At 63.7% G+C, this 14,507-nt stretch carries 12 protein-coding genes; 4 read left to right on the top strand and 8 right to left on the bottom strand.

Translation table 11 applies throughout. The features are described from left to right. Positions 1-6: 6 nt before the first annotated feature. The 7 genes from ASE71_RS30525 to ASE71_RS30495 all read right to left on the bottom strand — a co-directional run bounded on the left by ASE71_RS30525 (position 7) and on the right by ASE71_RS30495 (position 8,243). Complete coding sequence (locus ASE71_RS30525) at positions 7-1,653, bottom strand: arylsulfatase (RefSeq protein ID WP_082566557.1); 1,647 nt, start codon at positions 1,651-1,653, stop codon at positions 7-9. Positions 1,654-1,788: 135 nt separating this feature from the next. Next, the gene (locus tag ASE71_RS30520) at positions 1,789-3,177 is read right to left on the bottom strand and encodes a BatD family protein (RefSeq protein WP_060521801.1); all 1,389 of its coding nucleotides are present in this window, start codon (positions 3,175-3,177) and stop codon (positions 1,789-1,791) included. Beyond that, positions 3,174-4,745, bottom strand: a complete 1,572-nt coding sequence (locus ASE71_RS30515) for a vWA domain-containing protein (protein ID WP_060521800.1) — start codon at positions 4,743-4,745, stop codon at positions 3,174-3,176. The genes ASE71_RS30520 and ASE71_RS30515 overlap by 4 nt, the downstream gene beginning before the upstream one ends. Continuing rightward, positions 4,742-5,746 (bottom strand): vWA domain-containing protein, encoded by a 1,005-nt coding sequence (locus ASE71_RS30510; RefSeq protein WP_034799141.1) that lies wholly within the window; start codon positions 5,744-5,746, stop codon positions 4,742-4,744. The genes ASE71_RS30515 and ASE71_RS30510 overlap by 4 nt, the downstream gene beginning before the upstream one ends. Continuing rightward, positions 5,733-6,260, bottom strand: a complete 528-nt coding sequence (locus ASE71_RS30505) for a DUF4381 domain-containing protein (protein WP_060521799.1) — start codon at positions 6,258-6,260, stop codon at positions 5,733-5,735. Before ASE71_RS30505 ends, ASE71_RS30510 begins: the two co-directional genes overlap by 14 nt. Further along, positions 6,260-7,255, bottom strand: a complete 996-nt coding sequence (locus ASE71_RS30500; RefSeq protein WP_082566555.1) for a DUF58 domain-containing protein — start codon at positions 7,253-7,255, stop codon at positions 6,260-6,262. The genes ASE71_RS30505 and ASE71_RS30500 overlap by 1 nt, the downstream gene beginning before the upstream one ends. Positions 7,256-7,271: 16 nt before the next feature. Next, on the bottom strand, positions 7,272-8,243 hold the full coding sequence (locus ASE71_RS30495; RefSeq protein WP_060521798.1) for an AAA family ATPase: 972 nt from the start codon (positions 8,241-8,243) through the stop codon (positions 7,272-7,274). 277 nt (positions 8,244-8,520) lie between these two features. Here ASE71_RS30495 and ASE71_RS30490 point away from each other — a divergent pair, with 277 nt between their 5' ends. The 4 genes from ASE71_RS30490 to ASE71_RS30470 all read left to right on the top strand — a co-directional run bounded on the left by ASE71_RS30490 (position 8,521) and on the right by ASE71_RS30470 (position 13,302). Continuing rightward, the gene (locus ASE71_RS30490) at positions 8,521-9,486 is read left to right on the top strand and encodes a formylglycine-generating enzyme family protein (protein WP_082566554.1); all 966 of its coding nucleotides are present in this window, start codon (positions 8,521-8,523) and stop codon (positions 9,484-9,486) included. Positions 9,487-9,563: 77 nt separating this feature from the next. Continuing rightward, complete coding sequence (locus ASE71_RS30485) at positions 9,564-10,595, top strand: HAD family hydrolase (protein WP_082566570.1); 1,032 nt, start codon at positions 9,564-9,566, stop codon at positions 10,593-10,595. Between the two features lie 446 nt (positions 10,596-11,041). Next, on the top strand, positions 11,042-11,302 hold the full coding sequence (locus tag ASE71_RS30475) for a hypothetical protein (RefSeq protein ID WP_060521795.1): 261 nt from the start codon (positions 11,042-11,044) through the stop codon (positions 11,300-11,302). A gap of 233 nt (positions 11,303-11,535) precedes the next feature. Beyond that, the gene (locus ASE71_RS30470; protein ID WP_060521794.1) at positions 11,536-13,302 is read left to right on the top strand and encodes a tetratricopeptide repeat protein; all 1,767 of its coding nucleotides are present in this window, start codon (positions 11,536-11,538) and stop codon (positions 13,300-13,302) included. Between the two features lie 18 nt (positions 13,303-13,320). Here ASE71_RS30470 and ASE71_RS30465 read toward each other — a convergent pair whose 3' ends face one another. Beyond that, on the bottom strand, positions 13,321-14,346 hold the full coding sequence (locus tag ASE71_RS30465) for an NADP-dependent oxidoreductase (protein ID WP_060521793.1): 1,026 nt from the start codon (positions 14,344-14,346) through the stop codon (positions 13,321-13,323). Between the last annotated feature and the right edge of the window lie 161 nt (positions 14,347-14,507).

Raw genomic sequence — 14,507 nt, 5'->3', positions numbered from 1 at the left:
CGCGCATTACTGGGCAGCCGGGGTCTTCGCCAGGATAGCATTGATCTTGGCATGCACGCCTTCTTCCACCTGGTCGACCGAGAAGCTGGCGGGCTTCTGGCTTGGCGGATACTCGATGAAGGTCTCCAGGAAGGTTGCGGCCTTCATGGTAGCAATCCCGACAAGATAGACATTCTTCGTTCTCCAGTCGTTGTACTGATCGGAGACGATATCGGCCCTCTCATAGGGGTCCATGCGCAGGTTGAACATCTTCGGCACGCGCAAGCAGACAAAGGGGTCCTGCCAGACGTCGAAGCCACCGGGCTTGCGCATCTCGCAGAAGACCGCCTTCCAGTTGTCAAAGCGCATGCCGACGAGCTTGGCATCGTCGTTGAAATAGTAGAACTCGTTGCGTGCGCCCTTCGGCTGCTCGCCAAGCAGGTAGGGAAGTTGGTTGTAGCCGTCGAGGTGCACCTTGAAGTCCTTGTCTCCGAGCTTGGTACCCTTCAACAGCCGATCCTTGATGTCGTTGTCGCCGGCTGCGGCAAGCAGCGTCGGGAACCAGTCGAGGCCGGAGACCATTTCGTTGGAAACACCCGGCTTGATCTTGCCCGGCCAGCGAATGATGGCGGGAACACGGAAGGCGCCTTCCCAGTTCGAGTCCTTTTCGCTGCGGAACGGTGTGGTTGCCGCGTCCGGCCAGGAGAACTGGTTGGGACCATTGTCGGTCGCGTAGATGACGATGGTGTTGTCGGCGATCTTCAGGTCGTCGATCGCCTTCAGGAGCTTGCCCACGTCATTGTCATGCTCGACCATGCCGTCGGCATAGTCGTTGCCCGGCATCCCACTCTGGCCCTTGTACTGATCGCGCACGTGGGTGAAGAGGTGCATGCGCGTGGTGTTCATCCAGGTGAAGAACGGTTTACCTTCCTTGACCTGCTTTTCCATGAAGCCGATGGCTGCCGACGTCGTCTCGTCGTCGATCGTTTCCATGCGCTTGGAGTTCAGTGCGCCTGTATCCTCAATCTTGCCATCGGCAAAAGAGTGCAGCACGCCGCGAGGTGTGGCCGCCTTGACGAAGGGATCATTGGGATCCTTCGGCCAGTATGGGCGCTCCGGTTCTTCTTCGGCATTGAGGTGATAGAGATTGCCGAAAAACTCATCGAAGCCGTGTGCCGTCGGCAGGAAGCGGTCCTGGTCGCCAAGGTGGTTCTTGCCGAACTGGCCGGTGGCGTAGCCGAGAGGCTTCAGCGCCTGCGCAATGGTCACGTCGCGGTCCTGGAGTCCGACCGGAGCGCCGGGCACGCCGACCTTGGACATGCCTGTGCGCAGCACTGACTGCCCGGTGATGAAGGTCGAGCGACCGGCTGTACAGCTATTCTCCGCATAGTAATCCGTGAACATCACGCCTTCTCTTGCGAGCCGGTCGATGTTCGGGGTCTTGTATCCGACAACGCCGAAGGAGTAGGCGCTGATATTGGTCTGGCCGATATCGTCGCCAAAGATGACGAGGATGTTGGGCCTGGCGGCATCCTGCGCGAAGGCCGGCAGCACGGAGGCGGAAATCGACGACATTAGCACGGCGCCGGCGAGCGCCAGCGCTTTCGGTTTCGCGGCATGCCCGATGGTACACGCGGCGAGCCGGCCAAGCCTGTTCTTCAGATCGATACTCATCTCATGTCTCCCTGAGGCAGCAAGCAAACACTCTCGGAATGCAGCCAAAGTTTCGGATTTACCGATGCAACTTCTACCGGCGGGCGTCCGCGGGTAAGTACGTAACAGTTACGAAGACCGGCGACGGCGGGTAAATCAAGTCCGGCTGACGGCTCCGAAGCGCCTTGGCGGCGCGGCCTCCAGACCGGGATTAAGATCGGGCAAGTCCGATGTCGGGCCGCCGCTATCAGCGGAGGTTTCGGCCAGCCAGCGCTGTCTCGCCACGTTCAGACCGCTGCGTAACCGCAGGAGATCTGGCCCGCCCTGATGGGAGCTGCTGCTGCCATAGCGGCTGCGGCGATAATCGGCAAAAGCGTTTGCCGTCGCCGGGTCGGCGAAGCTGTCGAGCCAGCGCGAGACCGGCGTGTTGCCAGTCCGGCGTGACCAATGGTCGACCGCCGTCTCCAGCCGCGTGGGGTCGTGATCCCGACAGGCGTCGAGCACGTGGCGAAATGCCGTGGCCTCGGATTGCGCCCTCTGCTCGAGCGCGGTTTCCAGCCAGGTTTCGAGGCGGCCGAACAGATTGGCGGCCAGCTGGATAAGCGCCGCGAGAGCGGCGATCGATGTCGCGATGCCGAGCCACCACAACCAGTCGAAAGGTTCCTCAGCGGGCGGCGGCGCAGGCGGGGCGAGTGCGGGCGCAGCCGCTGGGGCAGCGTTGACGCTGACGGTCACTCTGGCCGCCTCGGCCGTCTGCATCGATCCGCTCGCCGGGTCGAACCAGGGCAGGCTGATCGCTGGAAGCGCGTAGGTGCCGGGCTTTGCAAAGACGTAGGTTGCCACGTCCTTGCGCAGTCCCGCCGTGATATCCCCGCGTGACGTGCGCTCCTCCGAAAGCACCGGATCGTGCCGGTAAATCTGCACGTCCGCGGGGGCGTCGAAGGTCGGTTCGGGGATCATCATCGGCGCCAGGCCGGCGGCGCGGATGGTGATGGTCCGCACCAGGGCATCGCCTGCCTTTAGCCCCGCGGGATCCCGGTCGAAAGACTGGGTGAGGGTGATTTCTCCGGCGGTGACGCCGGCCTCTCCACCTGCGCCTTGCGGAACGGCTTCGACCGTGAACTTGAGCGAAGGCAACGTCACCTGACCCTTGCTCATCTGGCCGGGTACGGCGGCATAGCCGAACGGAATGATGGCGGGCGGTAGCACGTAGTCGCCTGCCGCCTGTGGGTTGATCGCGTAGGTTTTGCGGATGCCTGAGAAGGCCTCGCCGTTGACGGTCTCGTTGAGGTTCATGCCGCGTTCGTCGGGCATGGTGACGACAGTGCCGGGAAGATCGAACAGAGGAAACTGCGGCGGCGAAAGGAAGTAGTTCGGCACGAAGACGTCGACGTCGACCTCGATCTGCTGGCCGGCATAAATCGGCGCCTTGGTCGTGAGCGTCGCGCGGGCAAAGGGATCGGCGGCGAAGGCCGTGCCTGCAAGCCAAAGCGACAGGCCGAGGAGCCAGATGATCAGCCGCGGCAGGGCGGCGAGGGCTGTCACGGGGCCGCCTCCTTTGCTTCGATCGCAAATTTTCGTGCCAGCAGTTCGGCCGGCGACACCTGGATGTTGCGCATCCACATGTCGGCCGTCTGCGGTCCGCCCTGAACGGTCGCTTCCGTTCCCTTCTTGCCCTTGTCGTCGAACTGGACCTGGTCCGGGTCAATGCCCGCCTGTTCCTGCTGTGCGTCCTGTTCCTGCTTGTCCTTGTCGGCCTTGCGCTTTTTGGCGATCTCGAGGTTCTTTTGGGCGTCGGTCCAGTCGGGGCGGCGCTTTAGCGCCTGCTCGTAGGCGGCGATCGCCTCCTCGGCCTTGTCGAGGTGCAGGAGGGCATTGCCCTGATTGTAGTAGCTTTCCGCCGTATCGCTCTCGGCAAAGGTGTCGATCGCATCCTGGAAACGGCCGGCGCGGTAGAGCGCTGCGCCGCGCCAGGCGGGATCCGCGAACGTTTCAGAGGCCCCCTGGAAATCGCCCTGTTCGAAGGCGCGACGGCCCTGCTGGTCCGGAGTGAGCCAGAGGTCGATAAAGCGATTGTCCGCCGCCTCCACCCGTTCGCTGCCCATGAGCGAAGTGGCCGCGAGCAGATAGACCGCCCAGCGTATGGTCCAGCCGCGTCGGAACCAGAAGAGGCCGAAGACGGCGATCGGAATCGTCAGCCACCAGCCGAGATCGTACCAGCGCGTCAGCCCTTCGGCCGTCTTCGCTGCAAAATTCGTCTGGATGCGCCTGATGATCCAGCTGACGTCGGCGTCGTCGGATGTGACCGACGCCACCTCGGCCTTGGATGCGGACTGCAGCGCCTTGAGGCCGTCGACATCGAGCTTCGCCCTGACATGCGCGCCGGTGGCGTCGGTCAGGAACCCGCCGTCCGCCGTCTTGACCGGACCGCCTTCTGCCCTGCCGATGCCGAGCACCATCAGCGAGTTGCGCCCCTGATACCCACCGAAGGCCGGGAAGGCGGAACGCTCGACGCCGTCGGTCATGAACAGGATGGTGCCAGGCACCGTTTCGTTGGCGAGCGCTTTTTCGACCTCCTGGAGGGCCTTGGCTGTGTCCTTACCCTCGACGGGCATGATCTGCGGCGACAGCGCGGCGAGGTAGGATTTGACCAGCGCGGCATCGTCGCTGAGCGGCAGCACCATGTGGGCGGAGCCGGCATAGGCGAACAAGGCGGTGCGCGAGCCTTTCCTCCTGTCGAGAATGTCCTGGACCTTCAATTTGGCGCGTTCGAGCCGCGTCGGCGAAACATCGGTCGCGTTCATCGTCGGGTTGAGGTCGATGGCGATTGCCAGAGGTGCGGTGTCCTCGACGAAGGGCGGCCGTTCACGCTGCCAGGTCGGGCCAGCGGCTGCGATCGCCGCAACGGCGATCAGTGCGGCGGTGACGTGCACCGGCTGGAAGCGCCGTTTCCCGCCCTTGTCGATCAGCAGGTGATCGAGCAGATGCGGTGCGATCATGTCCTGCCACTGCGAGCGGACATCGCCGCGCCGGGTGACGAGGTAGATCAGCAGCGGGACGGCGGCGAGCGCCAGCAGCCACAGCGGCCGCAGAAAGTGAAAATCGGCGATCATGGCGCTGCCTCCCGGCGCTGACGCCGGTCACCGAGCGAGGATAGGAGCCACATGACGGCGTGATAGGCGAGCACCAGCAGGAGTGCCGCACCCAGCGGATAGTAGAACAGCTCGATGCGCGGCCGCCAGGAGAGCGTCTTCTGGTTTGCCGGCGTCAACTGGTCGAGCAATTGGTAGATGTTCTGCAGACCGGCCTGATCCTGGCCGAAGAAGTAGCGCCCCTTCGTCGCTTCGGCGATCTGCTGGAGTGCCGCGGTGTCGAGCTTTTGCTCTCCTTGAGCATTGGGATCGCCGATGCCGACCGTGTGGATCACCACCTTTCGCTCGGCGGCGATGCCGGCGGCCTTGTCGGGCGGCATCTTGCTGGCGGTGTCGTTGCCGTCGGTCAAGAGGATCATCACCTTGTCCGGCGCGGTGCTGGCGTCGAACATTTTGATCGCCAGCCCGATCGCATCGCCGACGGCGGTGCGGGGACCGGCCATGCCCGGCAGGCTGTCGGCCAGCATCAGCTTGACGGTCTTGTGGTCGAGCGTGAACGGTACCAGCGGATAGGGCGCATCGCCAAAGGCGATCAGGCCCAACCGGTCATTGGGCCGCCGGTCGATGAAGTCGGCGACCACCGCGTGCACCGCTTCGGCGCGGGTCTGCAGGTTGCCGGCGGGATCGCGAAAGTCGCGCGTGTCCATCGACTGTGACAGATCGATCGCCAACATCAGGTCGCGCTGCGGTTCGACCTTTTCGATCGGCGGCTCGACATATTGCGGCCGCGCCAGCGCCAGCACGATCAGCGTCCAGCAGATGGGTGCGATCACCTTCTGGCCGAGATTGGTTCTCGGAACGACGGAGCCTTCGGTCGGACCGAGATTGGCCGCCGCGGTGATGTCCTTGAAGAACGGCACCCTGACGGCGGCCGACTGCTCGCGGTATGGCGGAAGCAGCCACCAGACAAGGAAGGGCAACGGCAGAAGGATCAGTGCCCAGGCGTGGTCAAGCACGTACATGATGCGCCTCGATCCAGTGCCGCGCTGCCGCGATGTAGGCCTTTGCCTCAGCCTCCGGAACCGCGGCGAGCGCCTGGCTGCCACGATACTCGGCTTCCTCGAAAAAACGCGCAGAGGCGATCGGAAAGACGGGGCCGCCGGAATGAGCGTCGAGATATTTGGTCCAGCCGGTGCCGTGCAGGCCGGCAATGGCTTCGCGTGGCCAGACCGAGAGCGCGGTCCGCTTCAAAAGGACAGGCAGGGCCGCGAGCGCCTCGCCACGCGATCCGGTGGCGGTCAATCCGGCTTCTATCTTTCTGAGGTCGGCGAGCGCCTCGCGGCGGTAGCTGTTGGCCTCCCAGCGCCGGTACCAGCGCCAGCAGGCAAAGGCCGCCATGAGAAGGACAATGCAGCCGAGCACCACCCATGCCGGGGTCTGGGGCATCATCGAGACAGGCTGCGGCAAGGCGATATCCGCGAGCTGCCGAAGGGCGGCGTCGAGTATCGGATCTTTCGCAGGTGCCGCTGTCGCCATCATCGCCTCCGCTGCCGGCTGGCGAGCTGGCCGAGCATGGTGCGCAGCTGCGGCGCCACCTCTTCCGCCGCAGAGATCGGCAGCATGGGCAGGCCGAGCTCCTCCTGCCAGGCGCGCAGCGCTCGCCCGCGCTTGCGGGCAAAGCTGTCGATCGCCTCGCGCACATTGCCGTGGCCGAACTGCACTTCGGCCTGAAGCAGCCCGCCGCTAAAGACGATATCGCCCTTGCGCGGCAGTTCGAGCAGGAAGGGATCGTAGATCAGAACGCAGATCACATCGTTGTGGGCCGAAAGCTTCAAAAGCATGTCGCGGGTTTCGAGGCTGTAGCCGTCGAAGTCGCTGACGACGATGATCAGGTGATCGTGCCGGGCGATGTTGGCGACGGTCGTCAGCACGACGTCGAGCTGCTCGGCTCCATGCGGCGCCTGCGAACCGGCCTGCAGTGCGGTATTGTGGCGAACGATGCTGTCGGCGAGCCGGATCACCGCTTCGCGGCTGCGGTATGGGCGCGTTTCGGTCACCTCCTCGTCGCCGAAGACGAAGCCGCCGACACGGTCGCCAAGGGCCAGCACGCGCCAGGCGGAGAGCGCTGCCACTTCCGCCGCGGCGACCGACTTCATCGCGCGGCGGCTGCCGAAGAACATGTTGATGCGCTGGTCGACGAGGATGAGGGCCGGCCGGTCCTTCTCTTCGTCATAAACGCGGACGACCGGCTTGCCGGTGCGCGCCGTCACGCGCCAGTCGATGGCGCGGATGTCGTCGCCGGGCAGGTAGTTGCGTAGTTCCTCGAAGGAAAGTCCGCGGCCGCGCATGCGTGATTCGTGACGGCCGGCAAGCAGGCGGCGCACCGGCGCCTTGCGCAGGAACGTCAGGTCGCGGGCCATGGCTTCGAGGCCGACAAGTGCGTCCACCGAGGTGTAGACGCCGGTGGTGTCGGCGGTGCGGGGCTTTATGATGCCGCGTGAGCGGGCGAGGGCCGGCAGGGATATGGCCATCGGCGAACCTCCATCCTCAGGCGACCGCGACGAGCTCGACGATGCGGTCGATCACCTGGTTGGCGGTGGTGCCGCCGGCATGCGCTTCGTAAGAGAGCACCAGGCGATGGCGAAAGACATCGTGCACGGTCGCCTGCACATCGTCGGGCGTGACGAAATCGCGGCCGTTCAACCAGGCGTGCGCCCGCGAAACCTTATCGAGGCCGATGACGCCGCGCGGGCTCACGCCGACCTGAAGCCACTTGGCCAGATCCTTGTCGACCTTGTCGGGATAACGTGTCGCCATCACCAGCGCGACGATGTAGTTCTCGATCGCTTCGGAAACGGTGATCGCCGATATTTCCTTGCGTGCGGCAAAGACCGCGTCCTGGGCAAGCTTCTCCGTCGCATGATTGTTGGACTTGGCGTTGGTTTCCTCCGAGCGCACGAGCCGCATGATGTCTGCCTCAGAGGCTGCGTCCGGATAATCCACCTGGATGTGCATGAGGAAGCGATCCAGTTGCGCTTCGGGAAGCGGATAGGTGCCTTCCTGCTCGATCGGGTTCTGGGTCGCCATGACCAAAAAGAGATCGGGCAGCACATGGCTCTTGCCGCCGATCGTGACCTGGCGTTCCTCCATCGCCTCGAGCAGCGCCGATTGCACCTTGGCCGGCGCCCGGTTCACCTCGTCGGCGAGGATGAGATTGGCGAAGATCGGCCCTTCCTGGAACTGGAACGCGCCCTTGCCGCCCTCGGAAAAATAGATCTCGGACCCCGTGATGTCGGCGGGCAAGAGGTCGGGTGTGAACTGGATGCGCGAAAGCTCCGCATCGAGGTTTTTGGCCATGCTCTTGATCGCTCGGGTTTTCGCAAGTCCGGGCAGGCCCTCGACCAGCAGATGGCCGTTGCTGAGCAGCCCCAGCAGCAAGCGCTCGATCATGCCCTCCTGGCCGATGATCGCTTCGCCGATGCGCTTGCCGAGTTGTTGGATATCGTCGCGTGCACCCATGAAGTCCTGCTCCCTTGCCCCGCCGGCAACATCAGTCGTCATGAACTTTCGCGAGAGCTTATTGTTAAATCAGGCCAATTGGAAAGAACGTAACAGTAACGAAGGCCTGAGCGGCGATGGCGGATACCTCTTGTGGCACGCGGCCTGCGCCCCGAGGGCTTTGGGCGATTGCGTAACGGTTACGTACTTTGGGCAGCGGTCATTTGGCGCTAACGTGTGCAGACCGTCCGCGCGCGTGCTAGCCGACGGTGCCAAGGGAGATCAGAGCCACATGCAAATGTCCCCGAAAATGCCCCTTGTCGACGAAACGCCGGCGGCGATCAGCGCCCGCGAGCAAATCTGGATCGAGGGCGGGACCTTTCTCATGGGTTCGGACAAGCACTATCCGGAGGAAGCGCCGGCCCATCCGGTGAAAGTTGACGGCTTCTGGATCGACGTCACGCCCGTTACCAACCGGCAGTTCGCCGCCTTCGTCGAGGCGACCGGCTACGTGACCGAGGCGGAGAAGACGCCCGATCCGAAGGACTATCCGGGCGCGCTTCCGGAAATGATGCGGGCGGGTTCAGTGATCTTCGACCCGCCGAAGCGGGTGACCAGCAACAGTCCGTCGCAATGGTGGAACTTCAAGTTCGGCGCCGACTGGCGGCGGCCCTATGGGCGGCAGAGCAACATCCGCGGCAAACTCGACCATCCGGTGGTGCAGGTCTCCTACCTCGACGCCAAGGCCTATGCCGCCTGGGCGGGAAAGGACCTGCCGACGGAGGCCGAATGGGAGTTCGCCGCGAAAGGCGGGCTCGAAGGCGCGGAATTTGCCTGGGGGGACGAACTGGTGCCCGAGGGACGTTTCATGGCAAACACCTGGCACGGCATATTTCCGACGGAAAACCTGAAGCCCGACGGCTTCGAGCGGACCTCGCCGGTCGCGAGCTTTCCCGCCAATGGCTACGGCCTCTACGACATGATCGGCAATACCTGGGAATGGACCAGCGACTACTGGTCCACCCGCCACCCTGCGCCGGCGCAAAAGAGCTGCTGCATACCCGCCAATCCGCGGGGCGGGGACCGGGAAGCGAGTTTCGATCCGCGGCAGCCGACGATCCATATCGCCCGTCGCGTCGTGAAAGGCGGATCCCATCTCTGCGCGCCTAACTATTGCCGTCGGTATCGTCCGGCGGCGCGTCACGCGCACGAGGAAAACGCGGCGACGACCCATATTGGGTTCCGTTGCATTCGGCGGCCCTGATCCGGCCGGAGGACTTGAAAACCGTTCCGCCAGGAGGATGGATGATGACGGCAACAGCGATGCGTCTGGGGTTCGTGATGGACGAAAGGGCTTGCAAACCGCGGCGTCGCGCAAGGCTCGCTGGCCTGCTGCTCGCGTTCGTTGCGGCCTTCGCCTCACCTGTTGCCCTTGTGGCGGCCGATGCGCCGGCCGACATTCTGCCTTCGTGGAACGATGGCGAGGCGAAAACCGAGATCGTCGATTTCGTCACACGGGTCACCAGCGAGGGCAGCGCCGATTTCGTGTCGCCGGCAGAGCGGATCGCCGTCTTCGACAATGACGGCACGCTGTGGACCGAGCAGCCGAACTATTTCCAGGGCATGTTCGCCATCGACCGCGTCAAGGCGATGGCGCCCGAGCACCCCGAATGGAAGGACAAGGAGCCTTTCGCATCGCTGCTGAAGGGGGACATGGCAGGCGTTGCCGCCGCCGGCGAAAAAGGCATCGTCGAGTTGGTCATGGCGACCCATGCCGGCATGACGACGGACGCGTTCACGAAAACGGTCACGGATTGGTTTGCAACCGCCCGGCATCCGCGCTTCGATTGCCCCTATAACGAGGTCACCTTTCTGCCGATGCGCGAGTTGCTCGATTATCTCAGGGCAAACGGCTTCAAGACCTATATCGTCTCGGGCGGCGGCATCGAATTCATGCGGCCGATGACCGAACAGATGTATGGGATCCCACCCGAGCAGGTGGTCGGCAGCAGCATCACGACGAAGTACGAACTCGACGGCGACGCGCCGGTGCTGATGCGGGAGCCCAAGATCGACTTCATCGACGACGGTGCCGGCAAGCCGGTCGGGATCAACACCTTTATCGGTCGCCGCCCGATCTTCGCCGCCGGTAATTCCGATGGCGACTATGAGATGCTGCGTTGGGTAACGGCGGGCTCCGGCCCGCGTTTCGGCATGATCGTGCACCATACGGACGGGGAGCGCGAATGGGCCTATGATCGGCAATCCCCTGTCGGCAAGCTGGACAAGGCGATGACCGAGGCCGAGCAGCGAAACTGGCTTCTGGTCGATATGAAGAACGACTGGCGCAAGATCTACGCCTTCGAAAAATAGGTGGCTGCACGGCTGGCGCCGTGCGCCTCAGCTATCGATGTCGGGGCGAGGGCCGAGTGCCAAGTGCGACTTTAGCGCGGGGCCGTGGTCGACTATCGTCGCGCGGACGATGGTGCTCTTGCTCGTCTTTCCCGCCGCGGAACATCTCTCAACATCGATCGCGATATCGCGTGTGCCGCCTGTGCGGCTGCTGACGGCCGGAATCATGGGATTCCAGGCGAAGATTGCCAAGGCGCCGGCAATCCGGGCCAATGTTACTGTTACGTACTTCCGAAAATCGGCGTTCGTGCCACTTTTCGCTCAGGGGAGAGGTAAGCGAGGGCCGGATTGGCCACAAGCACCGACCGGCGAGCCGGCCCCCGCCCGCAACGGTGTCGGGTCGTCGCTGACACCTTGGGGAATGCAAAGGCATGAGCATCGATTGTCGTTCAAACGGATGGTAACCCATGCCCAGCGCAGCCTCTCAACGGGGACTACTGAAGCTTATGCTCAGGCTGCCGGCTCTGCGCGGCCAGTTGCAATTGCTCTGTGCCAAGAACCAGTCCCTGGCAAGCCTCTGCGAAGCCTATGAGGAAGCGAGCTCTATGCTTGACCGGCAAAGGCGTCTCGCCCCTCTGGATCATCCGATGATCTCGGAGTATGAATTGATCTGTCGCGAGATCGAAGAAGAGGTCATTTCCGTCTGTATCGCCGATACGGGGACGTGAGCGTAGTCCGTTGTGATTAACAAATAGCTCGCTTGAGCTTGTCAGAGCGACGAAAACCCCACAAGAATTCTATGGGAATGATCGAGCGTTCCTGTTCCAACTTAAAATGATTCAATTCTTCGATGAAAATATTTTGTGACGGTGCGATATTCTTCTTTCCGCCACAGAAGCTCTCGTCTAGAGTTCGCCTCGCGTTGCACTCTCTTTGGGGTTGTGGCAGTTGGGAGCGCATCATGGAAGCCAGCAGAAATGCGGGTCATACGAACTGCATTGCCGTTGCAGAATGCGAGGCGCGAGCCGCCCTTGAGCGCATTCTTGCCGACAGCCAGTTTCACGCGACCGAGCGTCATCGCAAGCTGTTGCGGTACCTGGTTGACGAGTTTTTCGCTGGCCGTTCGGGCCAGGTGAAAGCCTACACGATCGCCATTGACGTCTTCGGACGGCCCGCCTCCTTCGATCCTGCGACCGATCCGATCGTGCGTGTGGAGGCGTCGCGCCTGCGCGCGGCCCTGGCGCAATATTACGAGGCGCTCGGCGAAAGAGCGGAGATTCGCATCGAGCTGCCGAAAGGCAATTACGTTCCGCAATTCGTGATCAGCGGTGAGCCTTTGAGAGGGGTGCTCGAGAGCACGACGCCGGTTGCTGAGGCGGCAGCCGAGCAGCCCATCGAGCTCGCGATTGCGCCTGCCGTTCTTGCCCGCAAATGGCGCCCGCTTGCGGGCTTCGCGGCACTTGGAACCGGCGTGGCGGTCATGGCCGGGGCCTTCTACGTGTCCGTTGCCGACCATCTTCCCTGGCAGCCGGTTTTCTCGGCCAAGCCGACGATCGTCGTTGAGGTGCCGACGCGGCTCGGGGCCGACGACGACGTGCAGAAGAAGGCGGGTGACTATCTGGTCCACGCACTCTCGCAGTTTTCCGCCGTCCGCACCCTTGCGCCGGTCTCGCCCGCGGGTGTCGACGTGGCGTCGATAACCGGGTGGGTTTCGTCCGCGCCGCCGGTCAAGCTGCAGGGCAGCAAGGAATACAGGCTTTCCATCGCCTACAGCACCGACGAGCGCCGGCATGAGGTCTCCTGGCAGGTGATCGATGTGCAAAGCAACGAGGCGTTGAGGTCCGGCAGCTCGAAGGTGGCGCTCGACAGCGGCGACGCGCAGGAAATACAGGAAAAGCTGCTTTCTCGTCTGGCCCTTTCGCTTGCCGGCGAAGAGGGCGTCATTGTCAGTCTGGAGGCTGCGCGGCAACTGGTGACGCCGTCGATCGGCTTCGGCTGCGTGCTTCAGGCGGATGTGGCACTGGCGCGGATCGACCCTGAGGGACTGGTTTCGGCCCACGGCTGCCTTGAAAAATCCGTCGCCTACCAGGCCGCCGACGCCGATGTTTTGGCGAGCTTGGCGATGGTGTTGGTGGCAACCGGTGAAGCGAGCGCGGCGCCGACGGTGGCTGAGCGTGCGCTGAAGCTCGCCGACAAGGCCGTTGCGCTGGCACCGCAATCGAGCCAGAGCTACGTCGCCCAGATGCAAGCGCGCTTTGCAGCCGGCGATAGGGAAGCGGCGTTCATTTCCGGTCGGCGCGCGGCGGCACTCAATCCGCTCGACGACGCCATTCCGGCGCGGCTAGGCCTGCTGCTTTTCGTCAGCGGCGCCTATTCGCAAGGGGTGAATCTGGCCCGTGTGGCGGATGCCGGCAGCGAGTATCTTCACCACGATGCCGCGCTGACCCTGGCGCTGGAAGACTACCGCAGCGGGCGCTACCGCGAAGCGCTGAGGCGCGCACGCGAGCTTGCCAATCCGGCGGACATGGCGGTCAATCTCCTGCGCGTGGCAGCGGCAGGCCAACTCGGCCTGACGCGGGAAGCGACCAGCGCCTTGGACGGATTGCGCCTGAACGAAACGCGCGCGTCGCAGCCGTACGATACGGAACTGGTCGCTCGCGGCTACGCGCCGGACCTGATCGCGTTGCTTGATGACGGTCTCGCCAAGGCCGGCTTCGCCCAGCAGTAACGCCGGGCCCGAGCCCTTTTAGTTTTCGGCGGCGACCCGGATCACCAGCTTGCCGAAATTGCGGCCGTCCAGCAGACCGATGAAGGCTTCCGGCGCATTCTCGAGCCCGTCGACGATGTCTTCGCGGTAGCGGACTTCGCCGCTTTTGATCCAGCCGGCCATCTCCTGATAGAAGAGCGGCCTCTGATCGGCAAACTCGCGCTGGATGAAACCCCGGATGAGCAGGCTCCGGCTGAGCACTTCGCGCATGACGCCGGGCAACCGGTCGCTCCCGGCTTGCGCGCCTGCGGGCTGGTTGTAGTGCGCAATCAGGCCGCAGACGGGCACGCGAGCGAAGTCGTTCAACAGCGGGAACACCGCATCCCAGACATGACCGCCGACATTCTCGAAATAGACGTCGATGCCTTTGGGGCAGGCGGCGGCGAGCTGTTCGGCGAAATCAGGCGCGCGGTGATCGATCACCGCGTCGAAGCCGAGCGTGTCGCGAATGAAGGCGCATTTGTCCGCCCCGCCGGCAATCCCGACTGCGCGCGCACCCTTGATGCGGGCAATCTGCCCGACCGCCGAGCCGACGGCGCCGCTTGCAGCCGCCACGACGACCGTTTCGCCCGGCAGCGGTTTGCCGATCGTCAGCAGCCCCGCATAGGCGGTGAAACCGGGCATGCCGAGAATGCCGAGTGCCGTCGAAAGAGGTGCGGCCGCCGGATCGAGCTTGCGCAAGTCAGTACCACGCGACAGCGCATAGCTTTGCCAGCCGGAGTGGGAAAGAACGAAATCGCCGTCGCTGAAATCCGGGTGACGCGAGCGGAGGACGCGGGCGACCGTGCCGCCCTCCATGACAGCACCGATCTCCACCGGCTTGGCATAGGAGCGGCCGGCATTCATGCGGCCGCGCATATAGGGGTCGAGCGAAAGGTAGAGGATCTTCAGGAGAACCTCGCCTTCCGCCGGCTCCGGGATAGCCGTTTCGACGACGCGGAAATCGCTCGGCACCGGTTTTTCGGATGGCCGCGCGGCAAGCAGGACCTGGGTATTCTTGCTCATAGTCTTTTCCTCCTGTGCGTGTCCCGATGCCCCGCGACGGCTGACGCGCGACGAGAAGCTCTTTTCGCATGAAACGAAACAAAGGCCTACAGACGTGTTTTGAGCCGCAAACGGCTCCGCGGGCTCGCCCCTGTGGACGAGCCCGCGGAAAATGCGAAAGC

The organism is Ensifer sp. Root954 (genome assembly GCF_001429005.1).
GTDB lineage: Bacteria > Pseudomonadota > Alphaproteobacteria > Rhizobiales > Rhizobiaceae > Ensifer > Ensifer adhaerens.
The sequence above is the reverse complement of the archived record's forward strand: the minus strand, read 5'-3'. Positions and strand labels throughout refer to the sequence as shown.

Coding starts and splice junctions, on each gene's coding strand:
- ASE71_RS30470 (WP_060521794.1), top strand. CDS start 11,536: ATGGAAGCCAGCAGAAATGCGGGTCATACGAACTGCATTGCCGTTGCA.
- ASE71_RS30525 (WP_082566557.1), bottom strand. CDS start 1,653: ATGAGTATCGATCTGAAGAACAGGCTTGGCCGGCTCGCCGCGTGTACC.
- ASE71_RS30490 (WP_082566554.1), top strand. CDS start 8,521: ATGTCCCCGAAAATGCCCCTTGTCGACGAAACGCCGGCGGCGATCAGC.
- ASE71_RS30485 (WP_082566570.1), top strand. CDS start 9,564: ATGGACGAAAGGGCTTGCAAACCGCGGCGTCGCGCAAGGCTCGCTGGC.
- ASE71_RS30465 (WP_060521793.1), bottom strand. CDS start 14,346: ATGAGCAAGAATACCCAGGTCCTGCTTGCCGCGCGGCCATCCGAAAAA.
- ASE71_RS30475 (WP_060521795.1), top strand. CDS start 11,042: ATGCCCAGCGCAGCCTCTCAACGGGGACTACTGAAGCTTATGCTCAGG.
- ASE71_RS30500 (WP_082566555.1), bottom strand. CDS start 7,255: ATGGCCATATCCCTGCCGGCCCTCGCCCGCTCACGCGGCATCATAAAG.
- ASE71_RS30495 (WP_060521798.1), bottom strand. CDS start 8,243: ATGGGTGCACGCGACGATATCCAACAACTCGGCAAGCGCATCGGCGAA.
- ASE71_RS30515 (WP_060521800.1), bottom strand. CDS start 4,745: ATGATCGCCGATTTTCACTTTCTGCGGCCGCTGTGGCTGCTGGCGCTC.
- ASE71_RS30510 (WP_034799141.1), bottom strand. CDS start 5,746: ATGTACGTGCTTGACCACGCCTGGGCACTGATCCTTCTGCCGTTGCCC.
- ASE71_RS30505 (WP_060521799.1), bottom strand. CDS start 6,260: ATGGCGACAGCGGCACCTGCGAAAGATCCGATACTCGACGCCGCCCTT.